The organism is Pedobacter paludis (genome assembly GCF_003173575.1).
GTDB classification, from domain to species: Bacteria; Bacteroidota; Bacteroidia; order Sphingobacteriales; family Sphingobacteriaceae; genus Pedobacter; species Pedobacter paludis.
On the sequence record NZ_QGNY01000008.1, the window covers coordinates 63,693 to 88,561 of the forward strand.

The 24,869-nt window shown below is 36.4% G+C and carries 25 protein-coding genes; 13 read left to right on the top strand and 12 right to left on the bottom strand.

The window, feature by feature from the left end; all coding sequences use genetic code 11:
* The first annotated feature begins 64 nt into the window (after positions 1–64).
* A complete protein-coding gene (locus DF947_RS19130; RefSeq protein ID WP_109931950.1) occupies positions 65–1,189 on the top strand; it encodes a CofH family radical SAM protein in 1,125 nt (374 codons plus the stop codon).
* Between the two features lie 64 nt (positions 1,190–1,253).
* A complete protein-coding gene (locus tag DF947_RS19135; protein WP_146202951.1) occupies positions 1,254–2,333 on the top strand; it encodes a hypothetical protein in 1,080 nt (359 codons plus the stop codon).
* Between the two features lie 120 nt (positions 2,334–2,453).
* On the opposite strand, the gene DF947_RS19140 is transcribed toward DF947_RS19135, so the two are convergent.
* Both DF947_RS19140 and DF947_RS19145 read right to left on the bottom strand, forming a co-directional pair.
* Positions 2,454–3,314, bottom strand: a complete 861-nt coding sequence (locus tag DF947_RS19140) for a ferritin-like domain-containing protein (RefSeq protein ID WP_109931954.1) — start codon at positions 3,312–3,314, stop codon at positions 2,454–2,456.
* Positions 3,315–3,331: 17 nt separating this feature from the next.
* A complete protein-coding gene (locus tag DF947_RS19145; RefSeq protein WP_109931956.1) occupies positions 3,332–4,054 on the bottom strand; it encodes a ferritin-like domain-containing protein in 723 nt (240 codons plus the stop codon).
* Between the two features lie 124 nt (positions 4,055–4,178).
* On the opposite strand from DF947_RS19145, the gene DF947_RS19150 reads away from it, so the two are divergent.
* From DF947_RS19150 to DF947_RS19170, 5 genes are all read left to right on the top strand, one after another.
* Entirely contained in the window at positions 4,179–4,964 is a 786-nt protein-coding gene (locus tag DF947_RS19150) for a LytR/AlgR family response regulator transcription factor (protein WP_109931958.1), read from the top strand.
* 73 nt (positions 4,965–5,037) lie between these two features.
* Positions 5,038–7,935 carry a ligand-binding sensor domain-containing protein gene (locus DF947_RS19155; protein ID WP_109932283.1) on the top strand — a complete coding sequence of 966 codons (2,898 nt, stop codon included), beginning with the start codon at positions 5,038–5,040 and terminating at the stop codon, positions 7,933–7,935.
* Between the two features lie 251 nt (positions 7,936–8,186).
* Entirely contained in the window at positions 8,187–8,753 is a 567-nt protein-coding gene (gene scpB / locus DF947_RS19160; RefSeq protein WP_109931960.1) for an SMC-Scp complex subunit ScpB, read from the top strand.
* 89 nt (positions 8,754–8,842) lie between these two features.
* Positions 8,843–9,037 (top strand): hypothetical protein, encoded by a 195-nt coding sequence (locus DF947_RS19165; protein ID WP_109931962.1) that lies wholly within the window; start codon positions 8,843–8,845, stop codon positions 9,035–9,037.
* A 72-nt stretch (positions 9,038–9,109) separates the two neighbouring features.
* On the top strand, positions 9,110–10,228 hold the full coding sequence (locus DF947_RS19170; RefSeq protein WP_109932284.1) for an N-acetyltransferase: 1,119 nt from the start codon (positions 9,110–9,112) through the stop codon (positions 10,226–10,228).
* Between the two features lie 100 nt (positions 10,229–10,328).
* Here the strand turns inward: DF947_RS19170 and DF947_RS19175 are convergent, their stop codons facing one another.
* The 6 genes from DF947_RS19175 to DF947_RS19200 form a co-directional block, all read right to left on the bottom strand.
* Complete coding sequence (locus DF947_RS19175; protein WP_109931964.1) at positions 10,329–10,649, bottom strand: helix-turn-helix domain-containing protein; 321 nt, start codon at positions 10,647–10,649, stop codon at positions 10,329–10,331.
* A 31-nt stretch (positions 10,650–10,680) separates the two neighbouring features.
* Positions 10,681–12,033, bottom strand: coding sequence for a UDP-N-acetylmuramate--L-alanine ligase (locus DF947_RS19180; RefSeq protein WP_109931966.1), 1,353 nt, complete (start codon positions 12,031–12,033; stop codon positions 10,681–10,683).
* A gap of 83 nt (positions 12,034–12,116) precedes the next feature.
* Positions 12,117–12,956, bottom strand: coding sequence for a 50S ribosomal protein L11 methyltransferase (gene prmA / locus DF947_RS19185; RefSeq protein ID WP_109931968.1), 840 nt, complete (start codon positions 12,954–12,956; stop codon positions 12,117–12,119).
* Positions 12,957–13,718: a triose-phosphate isomerase gene (tpiA, locus tag DF947_RS19190; RefSeq protein WP_109931970.1), complete on the bottom strand. Its 762-nt coding sequence runs from the start codon at positions 13,716–13,718 to the stop codon at positions 12,957–12,959.
* Between the two features lie 56 nt (positions 13,719–13,774).
* Positions 13,775–14,950: a GlmU family protein gene (locus tag DF947_RS19195; RefSeq protein ID WP_109931972.1), complete on the bottom strand. Its 1,176-nt coding sequence runs from the start codon at positions 14,948–14,950 to the stop codon at positions 13,775–13,777.
* Positions 14,951–15,022: 72 nt separating this feature from the next.
* Positions 15,023–15,271, bottom strand: coding sequence for a type B 50S ribosomal protein L31 (locus tag DF947_RS19200; protein ID WP_025142617.1), 249 nt, complete (start codon positions 15,269–15,271; stop codon positions 15,023–15,025).
* A gap of 242 nt (positions 15,272–15,513) precedes the next feature.
* Here DF947_RS19200 and DF947_RS19205 point away from each other — a divergent pair, with 242 nt between their 5' ends.
* Positions 15,514–17,142 carry an amidase gene (locus DF947_RS19205; RefSeq protein WP_109931974.1) on the top strand — a complete coding sequence of 543 codons (1,629 nt, stop codon included), beginning with the start codon at positions 15,514–15,516 and terminating at the stop codon, positions 17,140–17,142.
* A 41-nt stretch (positions 17,143–17,183) separates the two neighbouring features.
* Entirely contained in the window at positions 17,184–17,714 is a 531-nt protein-coding gene (locus tag DF947_RS19210) for a DinB family protein (protein ID WP_109931976.1), read from the top strand.
* A 43-nt stretch (positions 17,715–17,757) separates the two neighbouring features.
* On the opposite strand, the gene DF947_RS19215 is transcribed toward DF947_RS19210, so the two are convergent.
* Positions 17,758–17,967, bottom strand: a complete 210-nt coding sequence (locus tag DF947_RS19215) for a hypothetical protein (RefSeq protein ID WP_109931978.1) — start codon at positions 17,965–17,967, stop codon at positions 17,758–17,760.
* 183 nt (positions 17,968–18,150) lie between these two features.
* On the opposite strand from DF947_RS19215, the gene DF947_RS19220 reads away from it, so the two are divergent.
* Entirely contained in the window at positions 18,151–19,782 is a 1,632-nt protein-coding gene (locus DF947_RS19220) for an ABC-F family ATP-binding cassette domain-containing protein (protein ID WP_109931980.1), read from the top strand.
* 199 nt (positions 19,783–19,981) lie between these two features.
* Here DF947_RS19220 and DF947_RS19225 read toward each other — a convergent pair whose 3' ends face one another.
* From DF947_RS19225 to mce, 3 genes are all read right to left on the bottom strand, one after another.
* A complete protein-coding gene (locus DF947_RS19225; RefSeq protein WP_109931982.1) occupies positions 19,982–21,256 on the bottom strand; it encodes an MFS transporter in 1,275 nt (424 codons plus the stop codon).
* Between the two features lie 305 nt (positions 21,257–21,561).
* Positions 21,562–21,849, bottom strand: coding sequence for a hypothetical protein (locus tag DF947_RS19230; protein WP_109931984.1), 288 nt, complete (start codon positions 21,847–21,849; stop codon positions 21,562–21,564).
* Positions 21,850–22,097: 248 nt separating this feature from the next.
* Positions 22,098–22,505, bottom strand: a complete 408-nt coding sequence (mce, locus tag DF947_RS19240) for a methylmalonyl-CoA epimerase (RefSeq protein ID WP_109931988.1) — start codon at positions 22,503–22,505, stop codon at positions 22,098–22,100.
* Positions 22,506–22,622: 117 nt separating this feature from the next.
* Here mce and DF947_RS19245 point away from each other — a divergent pair, with 117 nt between their 5' ends.
* The 3 genes from DF947_RS19245 to DF947_RS19255 all read left to right on the top strand — a co-directional run bounded on the left by DF947_RS19245 (position 22,623) and on the right by DF947_RS19255 (position 24,778).
* A complete protein-coding gene (locus DF947_RS19245) occupies positions 22,623–23,834 on the top strand; it encodes an IscS subfamily cysteine desulfurase (protein ID WP_109931990.1) in 1,212 nt (403 codons plus the stop codon).
* A 120-nt stretch (positions 23,835–23,954) separates the two neighbouring features.
* Positions 23,955–24,368, top strand: a complete 414-nt coding sequence (iscU, locus tag DF947_RS19250) for a Fe-S cluster assembly scaffold IscU (RefSeq protein ID WP_109931993.1) — start codon at positions 23,955–23,957, stop codon at positions 24,366–24,368.
* A gap of 83 nt (positions 24,369–24,451) precedes the next feature.
* Positions 24,452–24,778, top strand: a complete 327-nt coding sequence (locus DF947_RS19255) for a HesB/IscA family protein (RefSeq protein ID WP_109924826.1) — start codon at positions 24,452–24,454, stop codon at positions 24,776–24,778.
* The last annotated feature ends 91 nt before the right edge of the window (positions 24,779–24,869 follow it).

The window sequence follows — 24,869 nt, forward strand, 5'->3', positions numbered from 1 at the left end:
GTCAAATATTTTCAAATCAGCGCAATCCTGTAATCGGTGTAATCATTTTCTTTATATTTGTACTATGAATACAGCCGATTTACTACAGCGGGCATTACATTTTGAATTTTTAACGCAGGAAGAAGGTGTTTACCTATATCACAATGCGGATACGGCATCGTTGATGTTTGTAGCAAATGAATTGCGAAAAATTCAGGTTCCGAGTGGTAAGGTTACCTGGCAGATAGATCGCAATGTAAACACCACAAATGTTTGTATTGCAAACTGCAAATTCTGCAATTTTTTCCGCAGACCAGGTCACGATGAAAGCTATATTACTGATATTGAAACCTATAAGGTTAAAATTGAAGAAACCTTCCGTTTAGGTGGAGATCAATTATTATTACAGGGCGGGCACCACCCCGACCTTGGACTTGCATTTTATGCTGATCTTTTTAAAAAATTAAAAGAACTGTATCCAGATTTAAAACTACATGCTTTGGGTCCACCGGAAATTGCCCACGTAGCAAAACTGGAAGGCATTAGCCATACCGAAGTGTTAAAAGTATTAAAAGAAGCTGGAATGGATTCTTTACCAGGTGCAGGTGCAGAAATTTTAAACGATAGAGTTAGACGTTTAATCAGTAAAGGCAAATGTGGCGGGCAAGAATGGCTTGATGTTATGCGAGCATGTCATCAATTAGACATTACAACATCGGCAACGATGATGTTTGGCCATGTTGAAACCATTGAAGAACGTTTTGAACACTTGGTTTGGATTCGTCAGGTGCAGAGTGAAAAACCTGCTGAGGCTAATGGATTTTTAGCATTTATCCCTTGGCCTTTTCAAGATGATGGAACTTTATTGAAAAGACTTCGTGGCATTAGCAATAATGTAACTGCCGATGAGTACATCAGAATGATTGCCTTAAGCAGAATTATGTTGCCAAACATTAAAAATATCCAGGCGAGCTGGTTAACTGTTGGTAAAGCGACGGCTCAGTTGTGCTTACACGCAGGCGCAAATGATTTTGGATCGATCATGATCGAAGAGAATGTGGTTTCTGCAGCTGGTGCACCTCACCGTTTCACCGCAAATGGTATTCAGCAATCTATAAAAGCAGCAGGTTTTGAACCTCAGCTCCGTGGACAAAAATATAACTACCGCGACTTACCTGAGCATTTAGAAGAACAAGTAATTACATATTAACAAAAACCCTTTTTTAATTCATCCCATTAACTAACTACCCCTTAGGTATTGAACATTATTGGGCATGAAAAAATATAAGAAGCGAATCATATTTTTATGTGTGTTCATCACAGTTTTTGTTTCCCTCTGTTTTTATTGGGGATATAAAATACCTCAGCAGGACAAACACAAAGATTGGCCTGAATTTCCAAATCATACCAATAAAGAACTGGTTATTAAAAAGGATGGAAAATCGATTTCTAAATTTACGCCTTTACCCAACTCAGATTTATTGCTGATCTATTATAAAAATCCTGATTCGACATATTTTACCTATGCCGTTATGAGCAAAACAGGAAAGATCATCCATGATTTTGGTTATTCGAACAATGGAATGCTTTTGGACTTGGTTAACAATCGCTTGCTGGTTTCTCATTTTGTAAATAATGATACTACGACTTACGAAGCATACGATGCCAAAACTTTTAAGCCCTTACCTGTAAAGTATTTTAAAACTGGAATTGCAGAAAGCTTTGATAATTATTTAATGGGTGAGCGTGGTGTAGAAAAGCCTGATTACAAAGGTGGCACTCAGAAAGACATTGAATATAAGACCGGAGAAAACGAAGAGCTTTTTAAGGAAAAATATAGAAATAAAAATATAAAATTTTCCAAGTTTTTAAATGGCTTAACAGAACTGTACCGCTTTGACGAGCAGAGTGATGGCTTTGAAAATGCATCTTATGTAAAATGTACTAAAGATGGTTCTATCTATAACTTCACTTACGATGACCAGGAAAGCATTGAGATTCTTTGTAAAGGCTTTTTCGACAATAAATATAGAAAAGGCGATAATTTGCGGTACAAAAACGAACATCTATCTACTACGGATAGTAATGTAGTTGTTAAAAACGACTTTGATGCAAATCTTCGTATTTATGGTGGCGGGGATTTATTTAGCTTTGAATTCGATCAACGATATATAGAATACTACGAACTAAAGTTAAAAATTTTGAAAACGAATTTTAAAACAGACGACAGAAAATCAATAGGGTACAATTTCACCTATGGTGATGAACTATCTTCACCAAAAAGCGACAGTGATACCTTAACTTTCTTATCTGGTGGTGATCTATATTTAATGTTTCGTAGAATTAAGAATTGAAGATTTAATCTTGAAAATCCTTAATCTTTAAAATTCTGCTCAAAAATAAAGGGAAACAAAACCTAAGTTCTGCTTCCCTACCTTAAACTAAACATTACCTAATAATGTAAATGCTTTTTACTATGTTAATTTTTTACCGGCTTTTATAAATAAGTTAGCAATGTTTTTAACCGCAGCTCCCGTTAAGAATTCATCAAAACATTCTGCTGCTTGAGATTGTGAAACCGAAGTACCATTAATTCCAGTAATTTGAATACCAGCTTGTGTGGTATTTTGCTCACCATCATAAACTGCGTTTACAGCCGCAATACCGGTATCGTTACCATTAGCTGCATAAGCAATCCATGGTTTTAAACCACTTGCGCCTGTTACGTTTGCAGCAACCATTTGGCGTAAATGTGAAGCGTGACGAGCCTCTACCGAGTGAATTTGAAGTGCTGTAGTTAATACTGCATTACCTTTTAAAATAGGTGCCTGACCTTTATAAGCTCTAACGCCTGTATCTTCGAAAGCTAAGGCTACTTTTAAAAATGTTTGATAATTGGTATCAACATCTGCAAAACCACCACTTGCTGTAAAATCGAAATCAGCATAAACATAACCATCAGCTCCTGTAATGCCTAAAGCGCCTTTTAACAAATCTACGTGTGCACGTTCGTGGTTACGGATTGTTGTAATTGCAGCTCTTGGCGCTCCATCAGGAATATAAGTAGCGTTTGCTAATGTTAAAGCGTGGTTATAATAATTCCATTCTAAGTATTCTAATGCCAAGGCAAAACCTAAAACATCGTTAACTGTACTTGGATTGGTTTGACCATAAGCTTTCTGGAACATAGAGCCCATGGCTAAAGGCAATGCTGCCAATGAAATTTTCTTACCAATGTTGTAAAAATCTTTCATTGCATTACGTCGTGGACTTAATCTTTCATAGATCTCACCATCAACTTTTTCTATTTCTTCTAATATATTTACGATATTCATGATTGTAGATTTTAGGATTAAAGGTTAATTACGTTAATTTTTGTTTTTACATATTTTCCAGCGATGGCTAAAACTTTATCTGGAGTAAGTGCACCATCAAGTCCGCTGGCATTAACTGCACCAAGTGGAGCTAAACTTGCTAAATCAGCAAATGTTCCATTAGATATAATGTCTCTGATATAAGCCGCATGACGAGCTTCTACTGAAACAATTTTACCTGCCAAAACTAAATAATCAGTACTTTTAATTCTAACACCTGCACCATTGTAAGCGGCAACGCCTAAATCTTCAAATGCCATTGCAGCACCTAAAACACTCGTAGCACTAGTAAAATCTATAGAAGAGAAATCAACCTCTAAACTTCCAATTGCAGCGGTTCCTAGAGCATTTTTGAAAAATTCTCTGTGTGCAACTTCGTGGAATTGAATATCTTGAAAATACGCTTTTTGCGCTGTGGTAAAAGTTGAAGGTGGTGCTGAAGCAACTTTTACATAAAATGCAGCCTCTAATTGTTCAAGCGCATAAGCGTAATTTAATACACCAAAATCATCTTTAAAATCTAAAGTTGCACCGGTGTTCATATCACCATAATTGCGATCTTTTCTACATCCTGCAGCCATCAACGCGATACCCGCAGCACTAGCTCCGGCAAACTGAAGAAATGATCTTCTGCCTAAGCTGCTGTTAAATAAACGTTCTTCTTGAAGTTCATCTTGTGTTATAAGTTCATTGTTTTTCATAATCCTTTATGTTTTAGGGTTTTGATTTCGTTTGGTGATATATACGTGACATTTATATGAGCGGTTTTTTTCTTTTGCATTTTTTTTTACAAGTCGTTTTTAATACATTCACAAACCTATTGCTATGACTATACTAAAAGCCATTATTGTTGATGATGAAGAGTTCGCACGCTCATCACTTTTTTTCCTGTTGCAACAAAATTGCCCTGATGTAGAAATTACCGGCATTGCCCGTTCTGTGGCAGAAGCAAAAGATATCTTAGCACATCATCCAATCAATCTTATCTTTTTGGATATTGCAATGCCTGGTGGAAACGGTTTTGAATTGATTCCCGATGCTCAAAAACACCATGCAGCTGTTATTTTCACCACTGCTTACGATCAGTATGCGCTCAAAGCAATAAAAGCCAACGCATTAGATTACTTATTGAAACCCATTGACATTGATGAACTGAAAATTGCCGTTGAAAAGGTTACCGAACATATTAAACGGTATCAAAATCAAAGTGGAGGCGATGAAAGAATTACAAATCTGGCATCGAGCTTAAGTAGTAGATCAGAAATAAGAAAGCTAACCCTACCTTACGGACAGGGTTTTAAAATGATTGATGTTGATGACATTATCTACATCGAAGCCGATAGCAATTACTCTGTTGTTCACCTCAGCAATGCAGATAAAATAACAGTTTCGAAGGTTTTGAGAGAATTTGAAGAACTTTTGCCTACCGATCAATTTGTAAGAATCCATAAATCCAGTATTATAAACCTAAATCATTTAAAAGAATATAATTCAAAAAATGGATTGCAGGTTTTTTTGAAAAACGGAGAAAGCATCAATATTTCTAGAAGAAGGGCAAGCGATTTCTTTGAGAAAATAAAGTTATTTACAAAAGCACATAGTGACCATTAATATCCAACATAAGCTTAAGATAGATTTTAGCATCGCCGTGAAAATTGCGCTGGTTTGGTTTGTGCTGTTCATAATGTTACCGACAAAACTTTTTTCGCAAACAACCTATCTGCCTCATTACACTTCTAAAAATGGGTTGGCAAGCAACAATTGCTATTACATTTTGCAGGATAAGAAAGGTTTCATCTGGATTTCTACAGATAACGGAGTTAGCCGTTTTGATGGAACAAACTTCCAAAACTTTACAATTGAAGATGGCTTGCCCGATACTCAGATTCTTAAAATGACTGAAGACAACCAGGGCAGGATTTGGTTTTTTACCTTAAACGGACAGCTAAGCTATTTAAAAGACGGTAAATTTTACAATCAAGATAACAACGATCTATTAAAGAAACTAAATTTCAATACTGTTATTGTTTCATTTCTTCAAGATAAAATGGGTCGGATCTGGCTCGGAACAAACTCCAATTTAGTTGTTTGCTGGGATGGAAAATCCATAAAAAAATATGTTTCACCACATGTCAACAATCAGTTTATAAATGCTTTTATCCATGAAGACGATGAGGGAAATATTTATGCCTACAGCGATTTAAGTGTTCAAAAGTTTAACGGAAAACATTTTAGTCTGGTAGAATCAGAAGTAGACCCGATCTCTTATATGACGGCATTTAATCAGGCAGATAAATCGCTTGCTTACTTGGACAAATCTGGGTTAAAAGAGTTTAAAAGAGGGTTTGTAAATACTCTGATTCCTATTCCGCAGAATCTGATTAAAAACATGTCGGGCTATTTTTATTACGATAATGCTTTAAAAGAAGTGTGGTTAGCCAATGCAAATGGTGCCTTTGCACTTAATAAGAGCGGAAAAACAGTTCAGTACCTTCAGGATGTTTCTGTTAATCAGGTAATAAAAGATGCCAATCAGAATATGTGGTTTGCAACGACCCAAGGTATTTATATGTTGCCAAATATCAATTCTAGGCTCTCTATTATCGATGCAGAATCTGGCTTAAGCAGTAATGTAATTAAAAGCATTACAAAAGACAACAAAAACAGGCTTTGGCTTGGAACCGATGATGCAGTTATCGATATTCTGAGCATCAACAACTATCAGGTAGACGAAGTGGGCTTAGACGATTTTAAGAAATACAAAACCATTAAGCAAATTACCTACGATCCAAAAAATCAATCTGTTTATTTCGCATCCGATTACGGAATGGGTGTTTTTAAAAATATTTATAAGAGCACGGCTGATGTTAAATACTTAAAGGAAGTAAACAATTCCATGTTCGTGATTAAGCATTTTAGTTTAAGCGAAAATAACAATCACCTTGCTTTAGCGCTATCATCAGGCGTAGTATTTTTATCCGACAGGATTAATCAATTCGAATTTAATTCCCTTAAATACAGAGAAAAAGAAGATTTTTTTAAAGATCGATCGTACCATGTTTTTTACGATAAGCAAGGGAATTTATGGTTCTCGAACATTAATGGCTTGTCTCAATTTTCCAACGGAAAGCTGATTAAACACTTCGAAAAAAATCCCTTACTAACAAAAAGAATCAACGATATTCAGCAATTGCCCGATGGAACTTTAATTTTGGCAACAGATGGATATGGATTGATTTTTTATAAGGACAACAAAATCTCCAGACAGATTACGCAAAAAGACGGTCTTACCAATAATATCTGCACCAAAATTTTTATTAAGAATAACGAAATCTGGGTGTTAACCAACAAGGGCGTAAACAAAATCACCAACTATCCGGAAAGCCCAAGCGTAGCCAATTTCGACTATGGCAAAGATTTGTTGAGTGATGATATTAATAGTTTGTTTATTGATGACAGCACCGCCTATTTTGGCACAAACAGAGGTTTGATTTTGTTTAAGTACAACAATAAAAACATTACTAGAAACCTTCCCAAAGTATATGTTACCTCAATTATTAGAGATAATGAACGCCTTTCGATTGATAAGGACAACTTTACCTTTGAAACCGGCAACAACATCATTTTATTTACTTTTAGCGCCGTAGATTTTACTACGAGTGATATCACTTATCGTTATCGCTTAAATGACAATACCGCTTGGATAGAAACCAGAACCCGACGGCTCGATTTTTCGTCATTACAGCCAGGCGATTATGTTTTTGAGGTTAGTGCCAAAAGCCAGAACGGTAACTGGGGGCCATCTGCAAAAATCTCGTTTACCATTAAAAAGCATTTTTGGCAGAGCCTTTGGTTCTTATCCATTTTAATTCTTCTAGTAGCGTATATTTTTTATAAGGTAGCCGTTAACATCACCAGAAAGCAAAAAGATAAGGAACAGGAACAATTAAAGGTTAAAAACAAAGTATTAATGCTCGAACAGCAGGCATTGCAGGCCATGATGAATCCTCACTTTGTGTTTAACGTAATGAACTCCATTCAGCATTACATAAACACGCAGAACACGGCTTCTGCCAACAAGGTTTTAACTGGCTTTGCCCGCTTAATTAGAAAAAATCTAGAGATCTGTACAAAAAGTTACATCTCTTTGGAAGAAGAATTAGAATATCTTAGTCTTTACCTCAAACTCGAAAAAAACCGATTCGGCGATAAACTTAAATACGTTTTCTCGGTTGATGAAGATATTGATAAGGAAGAAACCTTTATTCCATCTATGTTGTTACAGCCCTATGTGGAGAATGCAATATGGCATGGAATTATGCCAAAAGAAACTGGCGGAGAAATTCACATCAATATTAAATTACAAGACGAATTTTATCTTAACATAGAAATTATCGATGATGGAATTGGAATTGAGAATTCACTGAGAGATAAAAAAGAAACGCACATAAGTAAGGGCATGCAGCTAACAAAAGAAAGATTAAACCTTTTAGGTCAGATTGGAGCAAAACCTATACACCTAAATGTCCGCCAAAACAGCATTAATGGTACAACGGTATCTATTTCTATACCATTAAAATAGAAAATTTACCGTTTACTCAATTATTAATACCACTCACTAAATAGAACTTACAAGCAATAGACTTTAGCCTTAAACTTGTATTAGAAATAAACGATAGTGTTTATCAAAACGTTCTTATAGAATTGATATAGATATTTAATAACCTAACCTAAAACTATATCTTAATTCAGGTTTCATTTGTGTGTTAAGAAGCGGTCTTGTTTTTAAAAGCGAGACCGCTTTTTTTATGCCCAAAAATTATATTTTTGTATATGCTCCAAACCCATATTAATAAACACATCGAAGCCCTTATCTTTTCTTCTGTTCAAAGTATCAGTGTTCAAGAAATTATTTTGGCATTAAATGCTGTTTTCGAAGAAGAGGTAATAGAAAATCAGGTATTTGAAAGCATAGATCACATTAAAGAAAAATATGGCGTAGAAAATTTTGCTATAGAACTCGTTAATCTTAATAATGGCTATCAGTTTCTTACCAAAAAAGAATACCACGAAACCGTAAATCAACTTCAGTTACATCGTTCCAAGAAAAAATTAAGTCAGGCAGCGATGGAAACTTTGGCCATTATAGCCTACCGACAACCCATTACCAAACTCGAAATAGAACAGATAAGAGGTGTGAATTCTGATTATTCGGTACAGCGCTTACTGGAAAAGGAACTGATTAGCATTGAGGGAAAGGCAGAAACACCAGGCCGACCGATTTTATATAGTACGAGCCCATTATTTATGGATTATTTTGGTTTGAATAATTTAACTCAGCTTCCGCAATTAAAAGATATAGCCAAAGAAGAGAATACCGTGGGCGAAAATGCTGAATAATTTAATTTTAATTAATTTGGTACCAGGTTGTTATTAAAAAAAGTTTTTTTGTATTTTTAAACTATAAAAGCAATTTTTATTTTTGTGTAATGAAAGCGCCAAAGAAAATCCCAGCAAAACCAACTACCAAGAAAGAGGTAGAGGATAACGATGAATTTGATGATGAGGACACGACTCCTAAGACTGCAAAAAAATCTGTTGACGATGACGACGATGATTTTGACTTGCCTTTGGATGACCTCGATAACTTCGATAATTTCGATGACGACGACGACGATTATTAATCTTTAAAATACGATATATTTGAAAAGCATCCGCCCAGCTTGGTAGGATGCTTTTTAATTTTAAAACTGCCCATGCAAATTATACAGGTAAGCACCCCAGCCTTGAAAAAAGATTTTTTAGATACCCCAAAAATTCTTTATAAGAACGATAAAAATTGGATTTGTCCGCTAGATAGTGAAGTAGAAAACGTTTTTGACCCTAAGAAAAACAATTTTTTTAACCACGGAAAATGCACCAGATGGGTTTTAAAAGATACCAATGGTAAACTCATTGGTCGTGTGGCGGCCTTTATAAATGAAAAGAAAGCTTTCAATTATGAGCAACCAACTGGCGGGATGGGCTTTTTTGAATGTATTAATGATGAAAAGGCAGCTTTTCTATTGTTCGATACGGCTAAGGCATGGTTAGTAGAAAACGGCATGAAAGCCATGGATGGCCCAATCAATTTCGGAGAGAACGATTCTTTCTGGGGCTTATTGGTTGATGGATTTACGCCTCCATCTTTCGGGATGAATTACAATTTCCCCTACTATAAGAAATTTTTCGAAGATTATGGCTTTGTAACCGAGTACGAACAGCTTACGAATCATATCAATTTAACGATTCCCTTTCCGGAGCGCTTTACAAAAATTGCAAATTGGGTAAGAAATAAACCCGGATATACTTTTGAATATTTCAGCAAGAAAAATTCTGAAAAATACATCGCTGATTTAATGGAAATCTATAACGATGGCTGGCAGGATTTTGAAAACTTTGTTCCAATTAAAAAAGAAACGCTTCAGGAAAGCTTTAAAAGCATGGAGCCGATTATGGATGAGCATTTAATACAATTTGCTTATTTTAATGGAGAACCAGCATCTTTTGTAGTTTTAATACCCGATGCCAACCAAATGATTAAAGGCTTTGATGGGAAGTTGGGGTTAATAGAAAAACTAAAATTTGCTTACCGCCGTTGGGTAGGCGTTACCCGCATGCGGGCAATTGTAATGGGAACCAAACCTAAATTTCAAAAACATGGATTGGAATCTGTACTATTTATCAGATTGGGAGAGTATGTTTTGCCAAAAAACCAGTATAAAGAGCTGGAATTAAGTTGGGTAGGCGATTTTAATGAACAAATGATTGCCATTCATAAAGCGACTGGTGCCACATTTGGTAAAAAGCATTTAACGATGAGGAAGGTTTTTTAAATAAGATTCGTCATTGCGAGGCACGAAGCAATCTTAATGTTTAGGGTTAATATCTTAACTATCCTTTTAGGATTGCTTCATGCCTCATAATGACAAAAAGCTACATGCCTAACTTATCATAAAGATCAATAACCTTTTTTCTAAGTTTATTAATCTCCTCTTCTTTTTCTAAAAGTTCTTTTTTTAGCGAAACAAGCTCGTCAGACGAATCTAGTTCCTTTGCATTTCCAGAAATTAACTGAGCCACCGAAACCTTAAAAACTTTAGAAATCTGTAATAATCTAGAAACATTTAAATCCGTTTGTCCAGTTTCTATCTTACAGAAAGCAGGCGTTGAGATTTTAAGCATTTTAGCAACACTTGCTTGGCTCAAACCTAGCGCTACCCTACTCTGCTTAATGTTATCGCCAATGCTTTTCATGTTACATTACAACAAATAATCTGTGGCAAACTTATCGAGGCAATTCAGCAGCTAGTTTCGGTAGATCAAAACCTGCGTAGTTGCCCGAACTCATCATCAATAAATTTGTATTTCTATAATTTAAGCTCAATAAATATGCTTTCAATTTATTGGCATCGTTAAAGAATTTTAGCTTAGGATTTGAAAAAGCCTGTTGCACATCATCTTCGCTAAAAGGCTCCATCCTTTTCTGTTCAAAAGATTTTATATCGATAAATACAATTGCTTCGTCTGCCTTGTCCATCGCCCCGGCATATTCTTTAAGAAAATCTTTATTCAAACTGCTAAAAGTATGAAGCTCAATACAGGCAACCAATTTGCGATCTGTAAACTGAGTTTTAACCGCATCGATTGTTGCTTTTAATTTAGATGGAGAATGTGCAAAATCTTTATAAACATTGGTCGATTCATCAGCAGAAATAACTTCTAACCTTTTAGCTGCACCTGTAAAAGATGAGATTGCGTTGTTAAATTCGGGGTCAGAAATATTTAGCGTTTTACATACTAGTTTCGCTGCATTAAGATTCATGAGGTTATGATCTCCAAAAATCTTCAGTTCAGTTTCCCCTGGAAGTAAATAGGTAATGCCATTCTTAATCTCGTGATCTGGAATCGCATAACCAATCTTAGTTACTTTAGCAGTAGAATTACTAACAATCTCATTTAAATCAGCATCAGCCTTGCAATAGATTAAGGTTCCACCTTCTTCTATTGTATCAATAAATTTATCAAACTGAGAAGTGTAATCTGCATAAGTTGGGAAAACGTTAATATGATCCCAGGCGATTCCGCTAATTACAGCAACATTTGCTTTGTAGAGGTGAAATTTAGGTCTTCGATCAATTGGCGATGAAAGATATTCATCTCCCTCAATAATCATTACTGGCGCTTCATGGGTTACTTTTACCATGGTTTCGAAACCGGCAAGCTGTGCACCAACCAAATAATCAAAATCGCGATTGTAAAAATTAAGCACATGCAAAATCATGCTTGTAATGGTGGTTTTACCATGACTGCCGCCTATTACAACCCGAATTTTATCTTTGCTCTGCTCGTAAATATACTCAGGATACGAATATATTTTAATGCCTAATTCCTGCGCTTTTAACAATTCTGGATTATCAATTCTAGCGTGCATGCCTAAAATAATGGCATCTAAATCTGTTGAAATTCGATCTTCATTCCAACCCATTTCAGCTGGCAACAAACCATACTTATCCAATCTGGATTTAGCAGGTTCAAAAATCACATCATCAGATCCAGTAATCTGATATCCTTTTTTATGCAAAGCAATAGCTAAATTGTGCATGGCACTTCCACCTATCGCAATAAAATGTATCCGCATATTTAAATGATTGAATTTAGAATTAAAGAATGAGTGAATGACGAACTGCTAAATTCATCATTCACTCATTCAAAACTTATTCATTAGTATTTTTCAAACTGAGCAGCAATCCAGTCTCCATTTTGCTTATGGTCGATATAGCGGATTTCATGCTTGGCGCATTCTGCAGTAATCATACTTAAATCTGGTTCCAAATAGAAACCGCTAAAGAAAATTTTTCCTTCAGATTTTAAAACTTCAGCATAACGACCAATCTGATCCAAAAGAATATTGCGATTGATATTTGCAAAAATCACATCAAATTGTTCGTTTGGAATTACTTCCTTACTTCCGCAAAGTGCAGTTAAATTTTCAACGCCGTTAAGCGCAGCATTTTCTATGGTACTTTGATAACAAATATCATCATAGTCTATCGCAAGTAAATTTTTGGCGCCTAATTTGGCAGCAAGAATTGCCAAGATCCCTGTACCGCAACCCATATCCAGAATATTTTTGTCCTTCAAATCTGCAGCTAAAATATACTGCATAACCATTGTTGTGGTTTGGTGGTGGCCGGTACCAAAGGCCATTTTTGGATCAATTACAATTTCGTAGGGATATGATGGCTGTGGTTCGTGGAAAGTTGCCCTTACATAACAAACATCATCGATAATAAGTGGTGTAAAGTTTTTTTCCCATTCGGCATTCCAGTTTTCATCGGCGACATCCTCTAAAGAATATTCGGTTTTAAAATCTTCAGAATAGCCATTTAAAAGGCTTATTAACTCTTGCTCGTTAAAATTTTCTTTAATTACAAAAGCGGTAAAGCCGTTTTCACTGTCTTCGAAAGTATCGAAGCCTAAATCGGCAAGATCGGCAATAAGCAAATCCTGTTGATAGTCTTCGATACTTTTAAATTTAAATATTGCTTTTATATATTGCATTTAGCTGTTTAATGCTTTAATAATATCTGTAAAATCACGAGATTTTAACGATGCACCGCCAATTAAGCCCCCATCAATATCCTTTTGTGCAAACAAACTTGCCGCATTGGTTGGGTTACAACTTCCGCCGTATAGTATTGTAGTGTCATCCGCAACATTGAAGCCATAATTTGCTTCAATTTCACTACGGATAAAAGCATGAATATCTTGTGCTTGCTCAGGACTAGCCGTTAGACCGGTACCAATTGCCCAAACTGGCTCATAAGCAATAACCACTTTTCTAAAATCTTCTTCGGTTAAGCTGAAAATACCATGAACCAATTGTTTCTTTAAAACTTCGTAATAACTTCCGTTATTGCGTTCATCTAAAGTTTCGCCGATGCAAAAAATTGGCTTTAAATCATTTGCCAAAGCGGTTTTGGTTTTTGCAGCTAAAAGTTCATCGCTTTCTGCCTGATATTGTCTACGTTCCGAGTGGCCCAAAATAACATATTCAACCCCAACCGATTTTATCATTTTTGCAGAAATTTCGCCTGTGTAAGCACCACTTTCCTTATTGTGTATGTTTTGAGCACCAATTGCTACGTCAGTACCACCAAGTTTTGCCAGGCTGTTTAAATGAATAAATGGAGCACAAATTACAGCCAGTTGATCGCCTTTACGCTCATCCTTAACCATATTTACGATTTCACTGAACAACGAAACACCTTCGTTATAATCTAAATTCATTTTCCAGTTACCTGCAACAATTTTTTTTCTCATTATATTTATATTTTAAGGATTGGTTTTATTTATTGTAATGTATAAAGTATCAATGTTTAAAAATGTCTATGTTCCTGAGTCAGTTTAAAAACCTTATTTAAAATTTCTTTCTCTGTATCATCAAATGTCAAATCTCTTCTAGAATATACTTTTTCTGCGGTTTCAAACATCTTTTTCAAGCTGTAAACTTCAAAACCCTGAGCGCCTCCCCATGCAAAATCGGGAATAAAATTTCTTGGAAATCCAGGGCCGAAAATATTTGCGCTCACCCCCGCAACTGTTCCTGTATTGAACATGGTATTGATGCCACATTTAGCATGATCTGCCATAATTAAACCACAGAACTGCAACCCAGTTTTACGGAAACTTTGTTTTGCATAATCCCAGAGTCTAACTTCGGCATAATTATTTTTAAGATTAGAGTTGTTGCTATCGGCTCCGATATTACACCATTGCCCCATTACTGCATTACCCAAGTAACCTTCGTGCCCTTTTGACGAATAACCCCAGATTACGGCATTGTTAATTTCACCTCCAACACGGCTATGCGGACCAATAGTTGTATTTGGATAAATTTTTGCCCCCATTTTTACAGAAGAATCTTCGCATAAGGCAAAACTTCCCCTAATGATGCTTCCTTCCCAAACCTGACTATTTTTTCCGAGATAAATTGGGCCTTGCTTACTGTTAAAAATAGAACACTCGGCTGTGGCACCTTCTTCAACGAAAATGTTATCGCCTAAAAATGTATTGGTAGAACTGAGCTGAGCTGAAGTTTTTCCTTTAGTTAATAAGGCAAAATCTTTTTTTAACTCTACGCCGTTATGGGTAAAAATATCATCGGGATAAACAATTCTGATGAAATCTTCAACATATTCTATTGGTTTTAAAGATTTTGCAAGTTCTAGATTATGAGCGGAAGAATCACCTATAATGTAAGCAATAATCAATTCACCTTTAATAAGGCTTTCCCCAGCATTTAGAGCAGAAATAGAACTTAACAAAGACTCATCTGGGCAAATAGAACCATTGATGAAGAGCTGAGCGTTTAACTTAGCAGGATATTTTTTTGAGAGATAATCTTGAGTAACATAACCGAAATCGGCATTTAAATATTTCGCCCATTTTTCTGCAATAGTAAGGATACCTATGCGTAAATCGGCTACAGGCCTTGTAAAAGTAAGTGGACGTAATGATTCCCAACTAGAATCATCAAAAAGATTGACTGTCATAAGCAACAAAAATAAAAAAAGTCCCGATGCTTTTGGCAAAGGGACTTTAAAAAATGCTTTTTTGTTGCTAAATTATTTCTTAGCGTAACGGTTTTTGAATTTATCGATACGTCCTGCTGTATCAACCAATTTCATTTTACCAGTATAAAAAGGGTGTGAAGTATGAGAAATCTCTAATTTGTATAGAGGATATTCATTACCGTCTTCCCATTTAATTGTTTCTTTAGTATCTACGCAAGATTTTGTTAAGAAAGCATATTCGTTAGACATGTCTTTGAAAACAACTGGTCTGTAGCTTGTAGGGTGCAAATCTTTTTTCATTTGAATATTATTTTAGTTATTTGTGTGAAAGCATCAAGAACATGGTTGCAATTTGCCTGGCAACAACGCTTATGATATTTCCTATTAGTCTTTCTAATTCTTTTTAAGAGGTGCAAATATCTTAATTTTATTTCTGAAATACAAGCGTAAAAAACAATTTTAAATTGTAAGATTTTTAAAGCCTATTAAAGAAGATGTTTTTTTAAAACTATATTTATTTCTCCAAGCATCATAACTTTCCAATGAACAGAAGAAACTTTATAAAAAATACTTCCACAGTAGGTTTAATTACCACTTTGGGCATTCCTGCCGGCGCAACAATGATGGGCAACAACGGAGAAAATGCCACCATTGATTTTAACGACAACTTTCAGTTAAAAGAGGTAACCATCAGCGAATTGCGGGATATGATGAAAAAAGGTAAGCTCACTAGCAAATCTTTAACTAAAATGTATCTTGATCGAATTGAAAAGATAGATAAGAATGGACCAAAATTGAATGCCATAATTGAGATTAATCCGGATGCATTGGAAATTGCAACCAAAATGGACGAGGAAAGAAAGGCTGGAAAAATAAGGGGCTCTATGCATGGTATACCCGTTTTGATAAAAGACAACATCAACACAGCTGATAAAATGCAAACGACTGCGGGCGCTTTGGCATTATTGGGAAATATTGCTTCAGAAGATGCTTTTATTGTTAAAAAACTTAGAGAAGCAGGCGCTGTAATTCTTGGTAAAACCAATTTAAGTGAGTGGGCAAATTTTCGTTCTAACCGGCCATGTAGTGGCTGGAGTAGTCGTGGGGGGCAAACTAAAAATCCATTTATTTTGGACAGAAATCCAAGCGGATCAAGTTCAGGTTCTGGCTCTGCAGTTTCTGCAAACCTCTGCGCTATTGCAATTGGAACGGAAACAAATGGCTCAGTAACAGCACCATCATCATCTAATGGAATTGTTGGTTTAAAACCTACGGTCGGTTTATTAAGTAGGAGCGGAATCATTCCCATCTCAAAAACACAAGATACCGCCGGGCCAATGGGTAGATCTGTTACCGACGTAGCCATTTTACTTTCTGCACTAACCGGCATTGACCCTAAAGATGAAGTCACAAAAAGCAGCGCTGGAAAGGCAGAGCCGGATTATACCACATTTTTAAAAACCAGCGCCTTGCAAGGAAAGAAAATTGGTATCGAAAAATCTCTTTTAAATGGGCATGAAGGCGTTGTTGCACTTTACAAAACCGCTATAGAAAAATTGAAAGAACTTGGCGCAGAAACAGTGGAAATCGAATTGCTTAAAGAAATGCGGGTAATCGGCCCTGCAAGTTTTACAGTATTGCAATGCGAATTTAAAGATGGCGTAAACGCCTACTTGGCAAATTCGAATGCGAAAGTTAAAAGCTTAAGAGAGGTAATTGCATTTAACAAGGCCAACGAAAGCGCGGCTATGCCCTATTTTAAACAGGAAACACTGGAAAGCAGTGATAAAGCGCCAGACTTAGAAAGTGTGGCCTATAAGGAAGCGGTTTTGAAAGTGCTTTCTTCAAGAAAAATTATTACGGATTTAATGACCAAAAACCAGCTAGATGCAATAGTTGGAACAACTTATGGCATTCCATCTCCTATAGATTTATTTAATGGCGATGCCGGAAATGGATTTTATTTCTGTTCGCCCGCGGCGATGGCTGGCTTTCCGCACATTACATTGCCAATGGGCAAAATTCATGAATTACCTGTAGGATTATCGATTATCGCTGGAGCTTATGAAGAACCGAAGGTTTTGGCTTTTGCCTACGCATACGAACAAGCTACGAAGCATAGAAGCGCTCCAAAATTTATAAGATCTTCCAATTTTTCTAGTGGGATTTAAAGGTTTCTAAGTTATATTTGTTTAACAAAACAAACCAAATTATGAAACATTTAAAACTATTGCTAAGCATTTTATGCCTGTTTGCCACATTCAGTATGGCAAGCGCTCAAAATCAATCGGCCACTAAAATTGCAGAATGGGAAAGAGCTAAAGCTTATACCAAAGAATATTTAGATGCAATGCCAGAATCAGGTTATTCATTAAAACCGACGCCTGAAATGCGCTCTTTTGCAGATCAAATGTTACACCTTACTGATGCCAATTATGGGTTCACCGCTACAGCAACTGGCGAAAAAAGTCCGTATGGATTGGGTGACGTAGAAAAAACTAAAGATAAATCGAAAGCCAATGTAACCAAGATTGTTATGGCTGGTTACGATTATGTTATTGATGCTTTGAAAAAATTATCTCCACAGCAATTAGATGAAAAGGTTAAATTTATGAACCGTTTCGAAATGACTAAAGACATGGTTTTTACAAAAGATTTTGAACATCAAACGCATCACCGCGGTCAGGCAACGGTTTATTTGCGTTTAGCAGGTGTTAAACCGCCTCAGGAGAAGTTATTTTAATAAAAAATAAGAGCAGCAAAAGAATTGCTGCTCTTCTGCAAGCCTAACTTGTATGGCATGCAGTTGCACAGTGCACGCAACCATTAATTTTCTTGTAAGGATGCTTTCTTTTAGCTTCTGCAACTGCAGGAGAACATGTGCTGAAAGACCCTAAATTGTCATAGTTTTGTGAAGGATAATATCTACAATCATCCTTGTGAACTTCATAATCGCCATTGGATTGTTGGTTCAAATTTAAACGGTAATTGGCCATAAGCTTTAGATTTTAATTTATTTGTCCAAAACTCTCTATATTCGATTTTACATCCTTACGGTTTCCCCTACCTATATTTATTAAAGGAGTATGAAAACTACAGAATAAGGAATTAGCTACAAATCCTTTCAAAAACTATTTCTTCGCCCTATCTTTGCGGCTCAATTATAAAAGAGTAAAGCATTGATCGACGTAAATAACATCACCGTATCTTTTGGTGGCACAACACTATTCAGCGAAGTATCCTTTTCCATCAACGAAAACGACAAAATTGCCCTTATGGGTAAAAACGGCGCAGGAAAATCTACTTTATTAAAAATTATTGCAGGTGCTGGTCAGCCAACTTCAGGGCATATTTCTGGACCAAAAGATGCCATTATAGCTTATTTACCACAGCATTTACTTACACAAGATAATGTAACCGTTTTTGAGGAAACATCTAAAGCCTTTGGTGAATATTATCAAATGCGAGATGAACTGGAAAACATCAATGAGCAACTGAACACTCGTACGGATTACGAGAGTGACGATTACATGAAGCTAATTGAGCGGGTATCGGAACTGAGCGAGAAATTTTATTCGATTGAGGAAGTAAACTACGATGCAGAAGTAGAAAAAGTATTAAAGGGTTTGGGTTTCTTGAGAAGCGATTTTACCCGTCAAACATCGGAGTTTTCTGGCGGATGGCGGATGCGTATTGAGCTGGCCAAAATTCTATTGAAAAAACCCGATCTGATTTTACTCGATGAGCCCACCAACCATATGGATATCGAAAGTATTCAGTGGCTGGAAGACTTTTTGATCAACTCGGCAAAGGCGGTCATTGTGATTTCCCATGACCGTGCTTTTGTAGACAACATCACCAACCGCACCATTGAGGTAACAATGGGCCGTATTTACGATTACAAAGCGAAATACACACACTATTTGCAACTGCGTAAAGAGCGTAGAGAGCACCAATTGAAGGCTTACGAAGAACAACAGCGTTTTATTGCCGATAATCAGGAATTTATAGATCGTTTTAAAGGCACTTATTCTAAAACTTTGCAGGTACAATCGCGGGTAAAGATGCTGGAGAAATTGCCAATTATTGAGATAGATGAGGTAGATACTTCTGCTCTACGCCTAAAATTTCCACCTTCGCCACGTTCGGGCAATTACCCTGTAATGGTAGAAGAACTGACCAAAGCGTATGGTGAACATGTAGTGTTTGAGAAAGCGAATATGGTGATCGAGCGTGGACAAAAAGTAGCGTTTGTAGGTAAGAATGGTGAAGGTAAATCAACTATGATCAAAGCCATTATGGGTGAAATTGATTTTAAAGGTGATTTGAAAGTTGGCCATAACGTGAAGATTGGTTATTTCGCACAAAACCAGGCATCACTTTTAGATGAAGATTTAACCGTTTTTGATACAATAGACCAGATCCCAACAACTGAAACACGTTTTAAAACCAAGGACTTATTAGGTGCCTTTATGTTTAGTGGTGATGATACAACTAAGAAAGTAAAGGTATTATCCGGAGGCGAGAAAACCCGCTTGGCTATGATTAAGCTTTTATTAGAGCCGGTTAATGTGCTGATTCTGGATGAGCCTACCAACCATTTGGATATGAAAACCAAAGATATTATTAAAGATGCTTTACGCGATTTTGATGGCACATTAATTTTGGTTTCACATGATAGGGATTTCTTAGACGGTTTAGCAGAAAAAGTTTTCGAGTTTGGAAACAAACGCGTTCGCGAACACTTTGAAGATATTAAAGGTTTCTTGGCATACAAGAAAATGGATAGTTTAAAAGAAATTGAAAAGTAAGCCAAGGAGCCGATTAATTGTAATCCTTAAAGCATTAAGAGCTTATGGTTAATTCTCCAAAAACGGTGCGACTAATCAACTATATAATTACCGATTAAAGCGTTAAGCTTTGCAGGTTATTTCTCTTTTATTTGCGCTATACTTTTCAATTTAAACTTTCTACTTCAAACTTTTCACTTTCTACTCAACTCCAACCTCCCTACTCTTTCATTATTTTTTTTGCACCCAGTAAGGCCAATAAGGTAAGGCCAGAAACAATGGTAAGATAATAACCAACGTATGATAGGCCATAATTGTGCGCTAGTGTAGTTGCTAAATAAGGTGTTAACGATGCACCCAAAATTCCTGCTAGTGTAAAAGCTAGTGATGCGCCTGTATAGCGTACGGCTGCAGGGAAAATTCCTGCTAAAGCTGTTCCGATTGGCCCGTAGGTAAGTCCCATCAAAAACATCCCCAACGATAAGAATACACCTGTAATCATCACGCTTCCAGTGGTGAAGAGCGATGAAAAAACTAACCCAAACAGCATAATGCAAATGGTTGCCACAACGAGCATTTTATTGCGCCCGTATCGGTCGGCTAATTTTGCGGATAATGGAATCGCCAAGCCAAAGAAAAGCATCGAAATCATTTGAATGATTAGAAAAGTACTTTTTGGATAATGCAGTGCGGAAGTTCCCCAACTCAATGTAAAAACCGTCATTAAATAAAATAGCAGAAAAGTAGTAATGGTTGCTAAAGTACCTAGAACAATCACCTTCGTGTGTTTAAGAAAAACATCAGCAACAGGAATGGCAGAACGTTCGTTTTGATCGATAACTTTCAAAAAATCTGGCGTTTCTTCTATTTTTAGTCTTACATATAAACCCAACCATACCAGCAATGCACTTGCAATAAATGGTATGCGCCAGCCATATTGAATAAATGTTGTGTCATCCATTGTTTTGCTGAGGATGAAAAATGAGCCTGTAGACAATAAAAAGCCTATAGGCGCACCCAATTGAGGAAACATACCATACCAAGCTTTTTTATTGGCTGGTGCGTTTTCTGTAGCCAATAATACCGCTCCTCCCCATTCTCCACCTAAACCTAAACCTTGCCCAAAACGAAACAAGGCCAACAAAATTGGAGCAGCTATACCTATTGAGGCATAACCAGGCAAAAGACCTATGGCTACCGTACATGGCCCCATTGTCATTAACGCCGCAACCAAAGTTGCTTTTCTACCCTTTCGATCTCCGAAATGCCCAAATAAAGCTGCACCCAATGGACGGGCAAAAAATGCCAAAGCAAAGGTGGCCAAAGATTCTAGCGTAGCAGAAGTTGGATCGGCAGCAGAGAAAAATAAGGTTGGAAATACGAGTACGGCAGCAGTTGCAAATATGTAAAAATCAAAAAATTCGATGGTGGTTCCGATTAAGCTTGCCATTAATATACGGCGTACAGGATTTGTTTTGGTTTCAGGTTGACTCATAAATCAAAAATATAAAAATTACAGATTAAACCTTGAATGATGGTTATTTTACTGGAATGCTAACGATGCATTATATATTCTTTAATCCGTCAGCTGAAGCAGACGGCAATTAAATGCATTGCGACAAATGAAAATCTTCACTCTTAATTATTGTTATATTTTCGAATGACGACAATGAAATGTATAACGCCTAATCATAAATCTTCACTCGTTATTATTGTTATCTCTTCGAATGATGGCAGTGAAATGTAGTGCACCAAATCATTGATCTTTGCTCCTTATTCCTTACTCTTCCCCCTGAACATCTATAAACTATATTTCTTCCAGGTTTCCACCTTAGCTTTTTGCCTTTCGATGTAAGTGTTGGCAATTACTTCGGCCGAGCTCAAGCCTTCAGTATTTTCGAGCAGTTCTTTTAATTTATATTGGTCGACATCGGCTTTATATAAAATCTGAATCAATTTTGGAAAGTCGTTATCTACCAAATAGTCAAAAGCATCAATCATAGCCTGCTTCAAACGTTCTTCAGAAAGATGATCTTCAATATCGAAATCTTTACTGATAATTTTAATTAAGGAAGTTGTATCGCTCACAAATAACTTTTAAGAATAAAAACTTTTGGACCTCGCTGTTTTGCCAAGAACCAGAAACCAAAGTTAATAAACCTGATGGGAATGACATCCCCGATTCTTTATCGGGATATAATGAACAGCAGGGCGATAAAAGCGATAAGCACAGAACCCTTCGTTTTCAAATATTGAAGTACACCCCGCCTTGTCCCAAAGGGATGCCTATGGTTCAAGCACCCCTATAAAAGAGAGGCATAAAACCCAACGACTTATTAAAGCCACTTAATTTCCTGGCAAATCTCTATCAAAACACCATTTGTATCTTTTGGATGAACAAAGCAAACCATTTTATTATCTGCACCTTTTTTAGGCGAATCGCTTAACAAAACAAAACCTTCATTATGCAGACGTTCCATTTCGGCCAAGATATCATCTACCAAGAAAGCGATATGATGAATCCCCTCTCCTTTTTTTTCGATAAATTTAGCAATTGCGCTCTCTGGAGATGTTGCCTGAAGGAGTTCTACTTTGTTTTCGCCCGTTTTAAAGAAGGCTGTATTTACAAATTCGGTTGTAACTTGCTCAGTTTTATAACAATCGGTATTGAGTAGTTTTTGGTAAAGATCTATTGAAGTATTGAGGTCTTTTACGGCGATGCCGATGTGTTCTATCTTATTCATAGATTATAAGGTTATGTGAATGTAAAAATGCATGTTTTAACTATAACCTCATAGCTATTAATTATAATTGTTAAATAAGTTTTTTTGTATCTTTGTAGTGCAAATAACAGAACTGAAATGAAACAGCCGATATATTTAGATAATAATGCAACTACACCTCTTGATCCAAGAGTGTTAGAAGCAATGCTACCATACTTTACCGAGAAATTTGGAAATGCCGCAAGCCGTAATCACGCTTTTGGTTGGGTGGCTGAAGAGGGAGTGGATTATGCTCGTGAACAAGTAGCCAAATTAATCGGCTGTACTGAAAAGGAAATTATTTTTACATCTGGCGCTACTGAAGCCGATAACCTTGGTATTAAGGGCGTTTTTGAGATGTACAAAGAAAAAGGCAATCACATCATTACTGCCGTTACTGAACATAAAGCTGTATTAGATACTTGTAAACACCTTGAAAAAAACGGTGCCAGAGTAACTTATTTAGGTGTTAAAGAAGATGGATTGGTTGATTTAGCTGAATTGGAAGCTGCCATGACACCGGAAACTATTTTGGTTTCTATTATGTATGGCAACAACGAGATCGGTGTTATCCAACCGGTAAAAGAAATTGCTGCAATTGCACACAAATTTGGCGCTTTATTTATGACTGATGCTACGCAGGCAGTTGGTAAAATACCTGTTGATGTTATTGCTGACGGAATTGATTTAATGGCTTTCTCTGCACACAAAATGTATGGCCCAAAAGGCGTTGGAGCACTTTACGTTCGTAGAAAAAACCCAAGAGTTAAAGTAACTTCGCAAATGGATGGCGGTGGCCACGAACGCGGGATGCGTTCTGGTACGTTAAACGTTCCAGGTATTGTTGGCTTAGGTAAAGCCTGCGAACTTTGTCGCTTAGAAATGGAAAGCGAAGCCATTCGTTTATCGGGTTTACGCGATAAGTTAGAATCAACTTTAAACAAAATGGAAGAGAGCTATGTTAATGGTAATACACAACATCGTTTACCGCACGTAGCAAATATTTCTTTCAAATATGTTGAGGGTGAGGGTTTAATGATGGCTATGAGCGATTTAGCAGTATCTTCGGGCTCGGCTTGTACTTCGGCATCCTTAGAACCATCTTACGTTTTGAAAAGCTTAGGTTTATCTGATGATTTGGCACACTCTTCTATCCGTTACGGCTTAGGAAGATTTACTACTGAAGAAGAAATTGATCAAGCTATTGCAGTTACTGAGAAAGCGGTTAATCACTTAAGAGAACTTTCACCACTTTGGGAAATGTTTAAAGAAGGTATCGACTTGAGTAAAATTGAGTGGGCAGAACACTAAATTAAGTTACGATTGTAGATTGACGAATTACGATTTTAAATCACAATCAAATAAAAATAAAATTTAATAATTTACGAATGAGGGGCAATCCAAAATCGTAAATCTAAAATCTAAAATATCATGGCATATTCAGAAAAAGTAATTGACCATTACAATAACCCACGTAACGTAGGTACATTAAATAAAGATAGTAAATTTGTAGGTACAGGTTTAGTTGGCGCACCTGAGTGTGGTGACGTAATGCGCTTACAAATTGAGGTTGGAGAAGATAACGTAATCACTGATGCTAAATTTAAAACATTTGGTTGTGGTTCGGCTATTGCATCTTCTTCCTTAGCTACAGAATGGTTAAAAGGAAAAACAATTGATGAGGCTTTAACTATCGATAACATGGATATTGTTGAAGAATTGGCTTTACCTCCAGTAAAAATTCACTGCTCGGTGTTGGCAGAAGATGCAATTAAATCGGCCATTAACGATTATCGCGTTAAAAATGGTTTAGAAGCAATTGCTTTAGAAAAATCGCACCACTAAACAGAATTTAGATTTTAGATTGACGAATTACTGTTTACTATTCGTTTATGTCTAAAATTGTAAATCTAAAATCTTAACTCAAGATGATAACTATAACCGATAAAGCAAAAGAAAAAATAGATCACCTAATGCAGGATTCTGAAATGGGTTCTGATTACTTTTTACGTGTTTCAGTAAAAGGTGGTGGTTGTTCAGGTTTATCATACAATTTAGATTTCGACAACGAGTCTAAAACTGGTGATCAGTTTTTTGAAGATAGAGGAATCAAAATTGCATTAGATATGAAATCATTCCTTTACCTTGCAGGTACAGAACTTGATTTCACGGATGGTTTAAACGGAAAAGGTTTCAACTTTGTAAACCCCAACGCGAGCCGTACTTGCGGTTGTGGCGAAAGTTTCTCGGTTTAAACTCAATAAAATTATTTTAAAAGACTCCAATTTTGGGGTCTTTTTTTATGTATAAGATTTTTCTCACATTAGGAATAGAACTTTCGTCATT

Coding starts and splice junctions, on each gene's coding strand:
- DF947_RS19130 (WP_109931950.1), top strand. CDS start 65: ATGAATACAGCCGATTTACTACAGCGGGCATTACATTTTGAATTTTTA.
- DF947_RS19135 (WP_146202951.1), top strand. CDS start 1,254: ATGAAAAAATATAAGAAGCGAATCATATTTTTATGTGTGTTCATCACA.
- DF947_RS19140 (WP_109931954.1), bottom strand. CDS start 3,314: ATGAATATCGTAAATATATTAGAAGAAATAGAAAAAGTTGATGGTGAG.
- DF947_RS19145 (WP_109931956.1), bottom strand. CDS start 4,054: ATGAAAAACAATGAACTTATAACACAAGATGAACTTCAAGAAGAACGT.
- DF947_RS19150 (WP_109931958.1), top strand. CDS start 4,179: ATGACTATACTAAAAGCCATTATTGTTGATGATGAAGAGTTCGCACGC.
- DF947_RS19155 (WP_109932283.1), top strand. CDS start 5,038: ATGTTACCGACAAAACTTTTTTCGCAAACAACCTATCTGCCTCATTAC.
- scpB (WP_109931960.1), top strand. CDS start 8,187: ATGCTCCAAACCCATATTAATAAACACATCGAAGCCCTTATCTTTTCT.
- DF947_RS19165 (WP_109931962.1), top strand. CDS start 8,843: ATGAAAGCGCCAAAGAAAATCCCAGCAAAACCAACTACCAAGAAAGAG.
- DF947_RS19170 (WP_109932284.1), top strand. CDS start 9,110: ATGCAAATTATACAGGTAAGCACCCCAGCCTTGAAAAAAGATTTTTTA.
- DF947_RS19175 (WP_109931964.1), bottom strand. CDS start 10,649: ATGAAAAGCATTGGCGATAACATTAAGCAGAGTAGGGTAGCGCTAGGT.
- DF947_RS19180 (WP_109931966.1), bottom strand. CDS start 12,033: ATGCGGATACATTTTATTGCGATAGGTGGAAGTGCCATGCACAATTTA.
- prmA (WP_109931968.1), bottom strand. CDS start 12,956: ATGCAATATATAAAAGCAATATTTAAATTTAAAAGTATCGAAGACTAT.
- tpiA (WP_109931970.1), bottom strand. CDS start 13,718: ATGAGAAAAAAAATTGTTGCAGGTAACTGGAAAATGAATTTAGATTAT.
- DF947_RS19195 (WP_109931972.1), bottom strand. CDS start 14,950: ATGACAGTCAATCTTTTTGATGATTCTAGTTGGGAATCATTACGTCCA.
- DF947_RS19200 (WP_025142617.1), bottom strand. CDS start 15,271: ATGAAAAAAGATTTGCACCCTACAAGCTACAGACCAGTTGTTTTCAAA.
- DF947_RS19205 (WP_109931974.1), top strand. CDS start 15,514: ATGAACAGAAGAAACTTTATAAAAAATACTTCCACAGTAGGTTTAATT.
- DF947_RS19210 (WP_109931976.1), top strand. CDS start 17,184: ATGAAACATTTAAAACTATTGCTAAGCATTTTATGCCTGTTTGCCACA.
- DF947_RS19215 (WP_109931978.1), bottom strand. CDS start 17,967: ATGGCCAATTACCGTTTAAATTTGAACCAACAATCCAATGGCGATTAT.
- DF947_RS19225 (WP_109931982.1), bottom strand. CDS start 21,256: ATGAGTCAACCTGAAACCAAAACAAATCCTGTACGCCGTATATTAATG.
- mce (WP_109931988.1), bottom strand. CDS start 22,505: ATGAATAAGATAGAACACATCGGCATCGCCGTAAAAGACCTCAATACT.
- DF947_RS19245 (WP_109931990.1), top strand. CDS start 22,623: ATGAAACAGCCGATATATTTAGATAATAATGCAACTACACCTCTTGAT.
- iscU (WP_109931993.1), top strand. CDS start 23,955: ATGGCATATTCAGAAAAAGTAATTGACCATTACAATAACCCACGTAAC.
- DF947_RS19255 (WP_109924826.1), top strand. CDS start 24,452: ATGATAACTATAACCGATAAAGCAAAAGAAAAAATAGATCACCTAATG.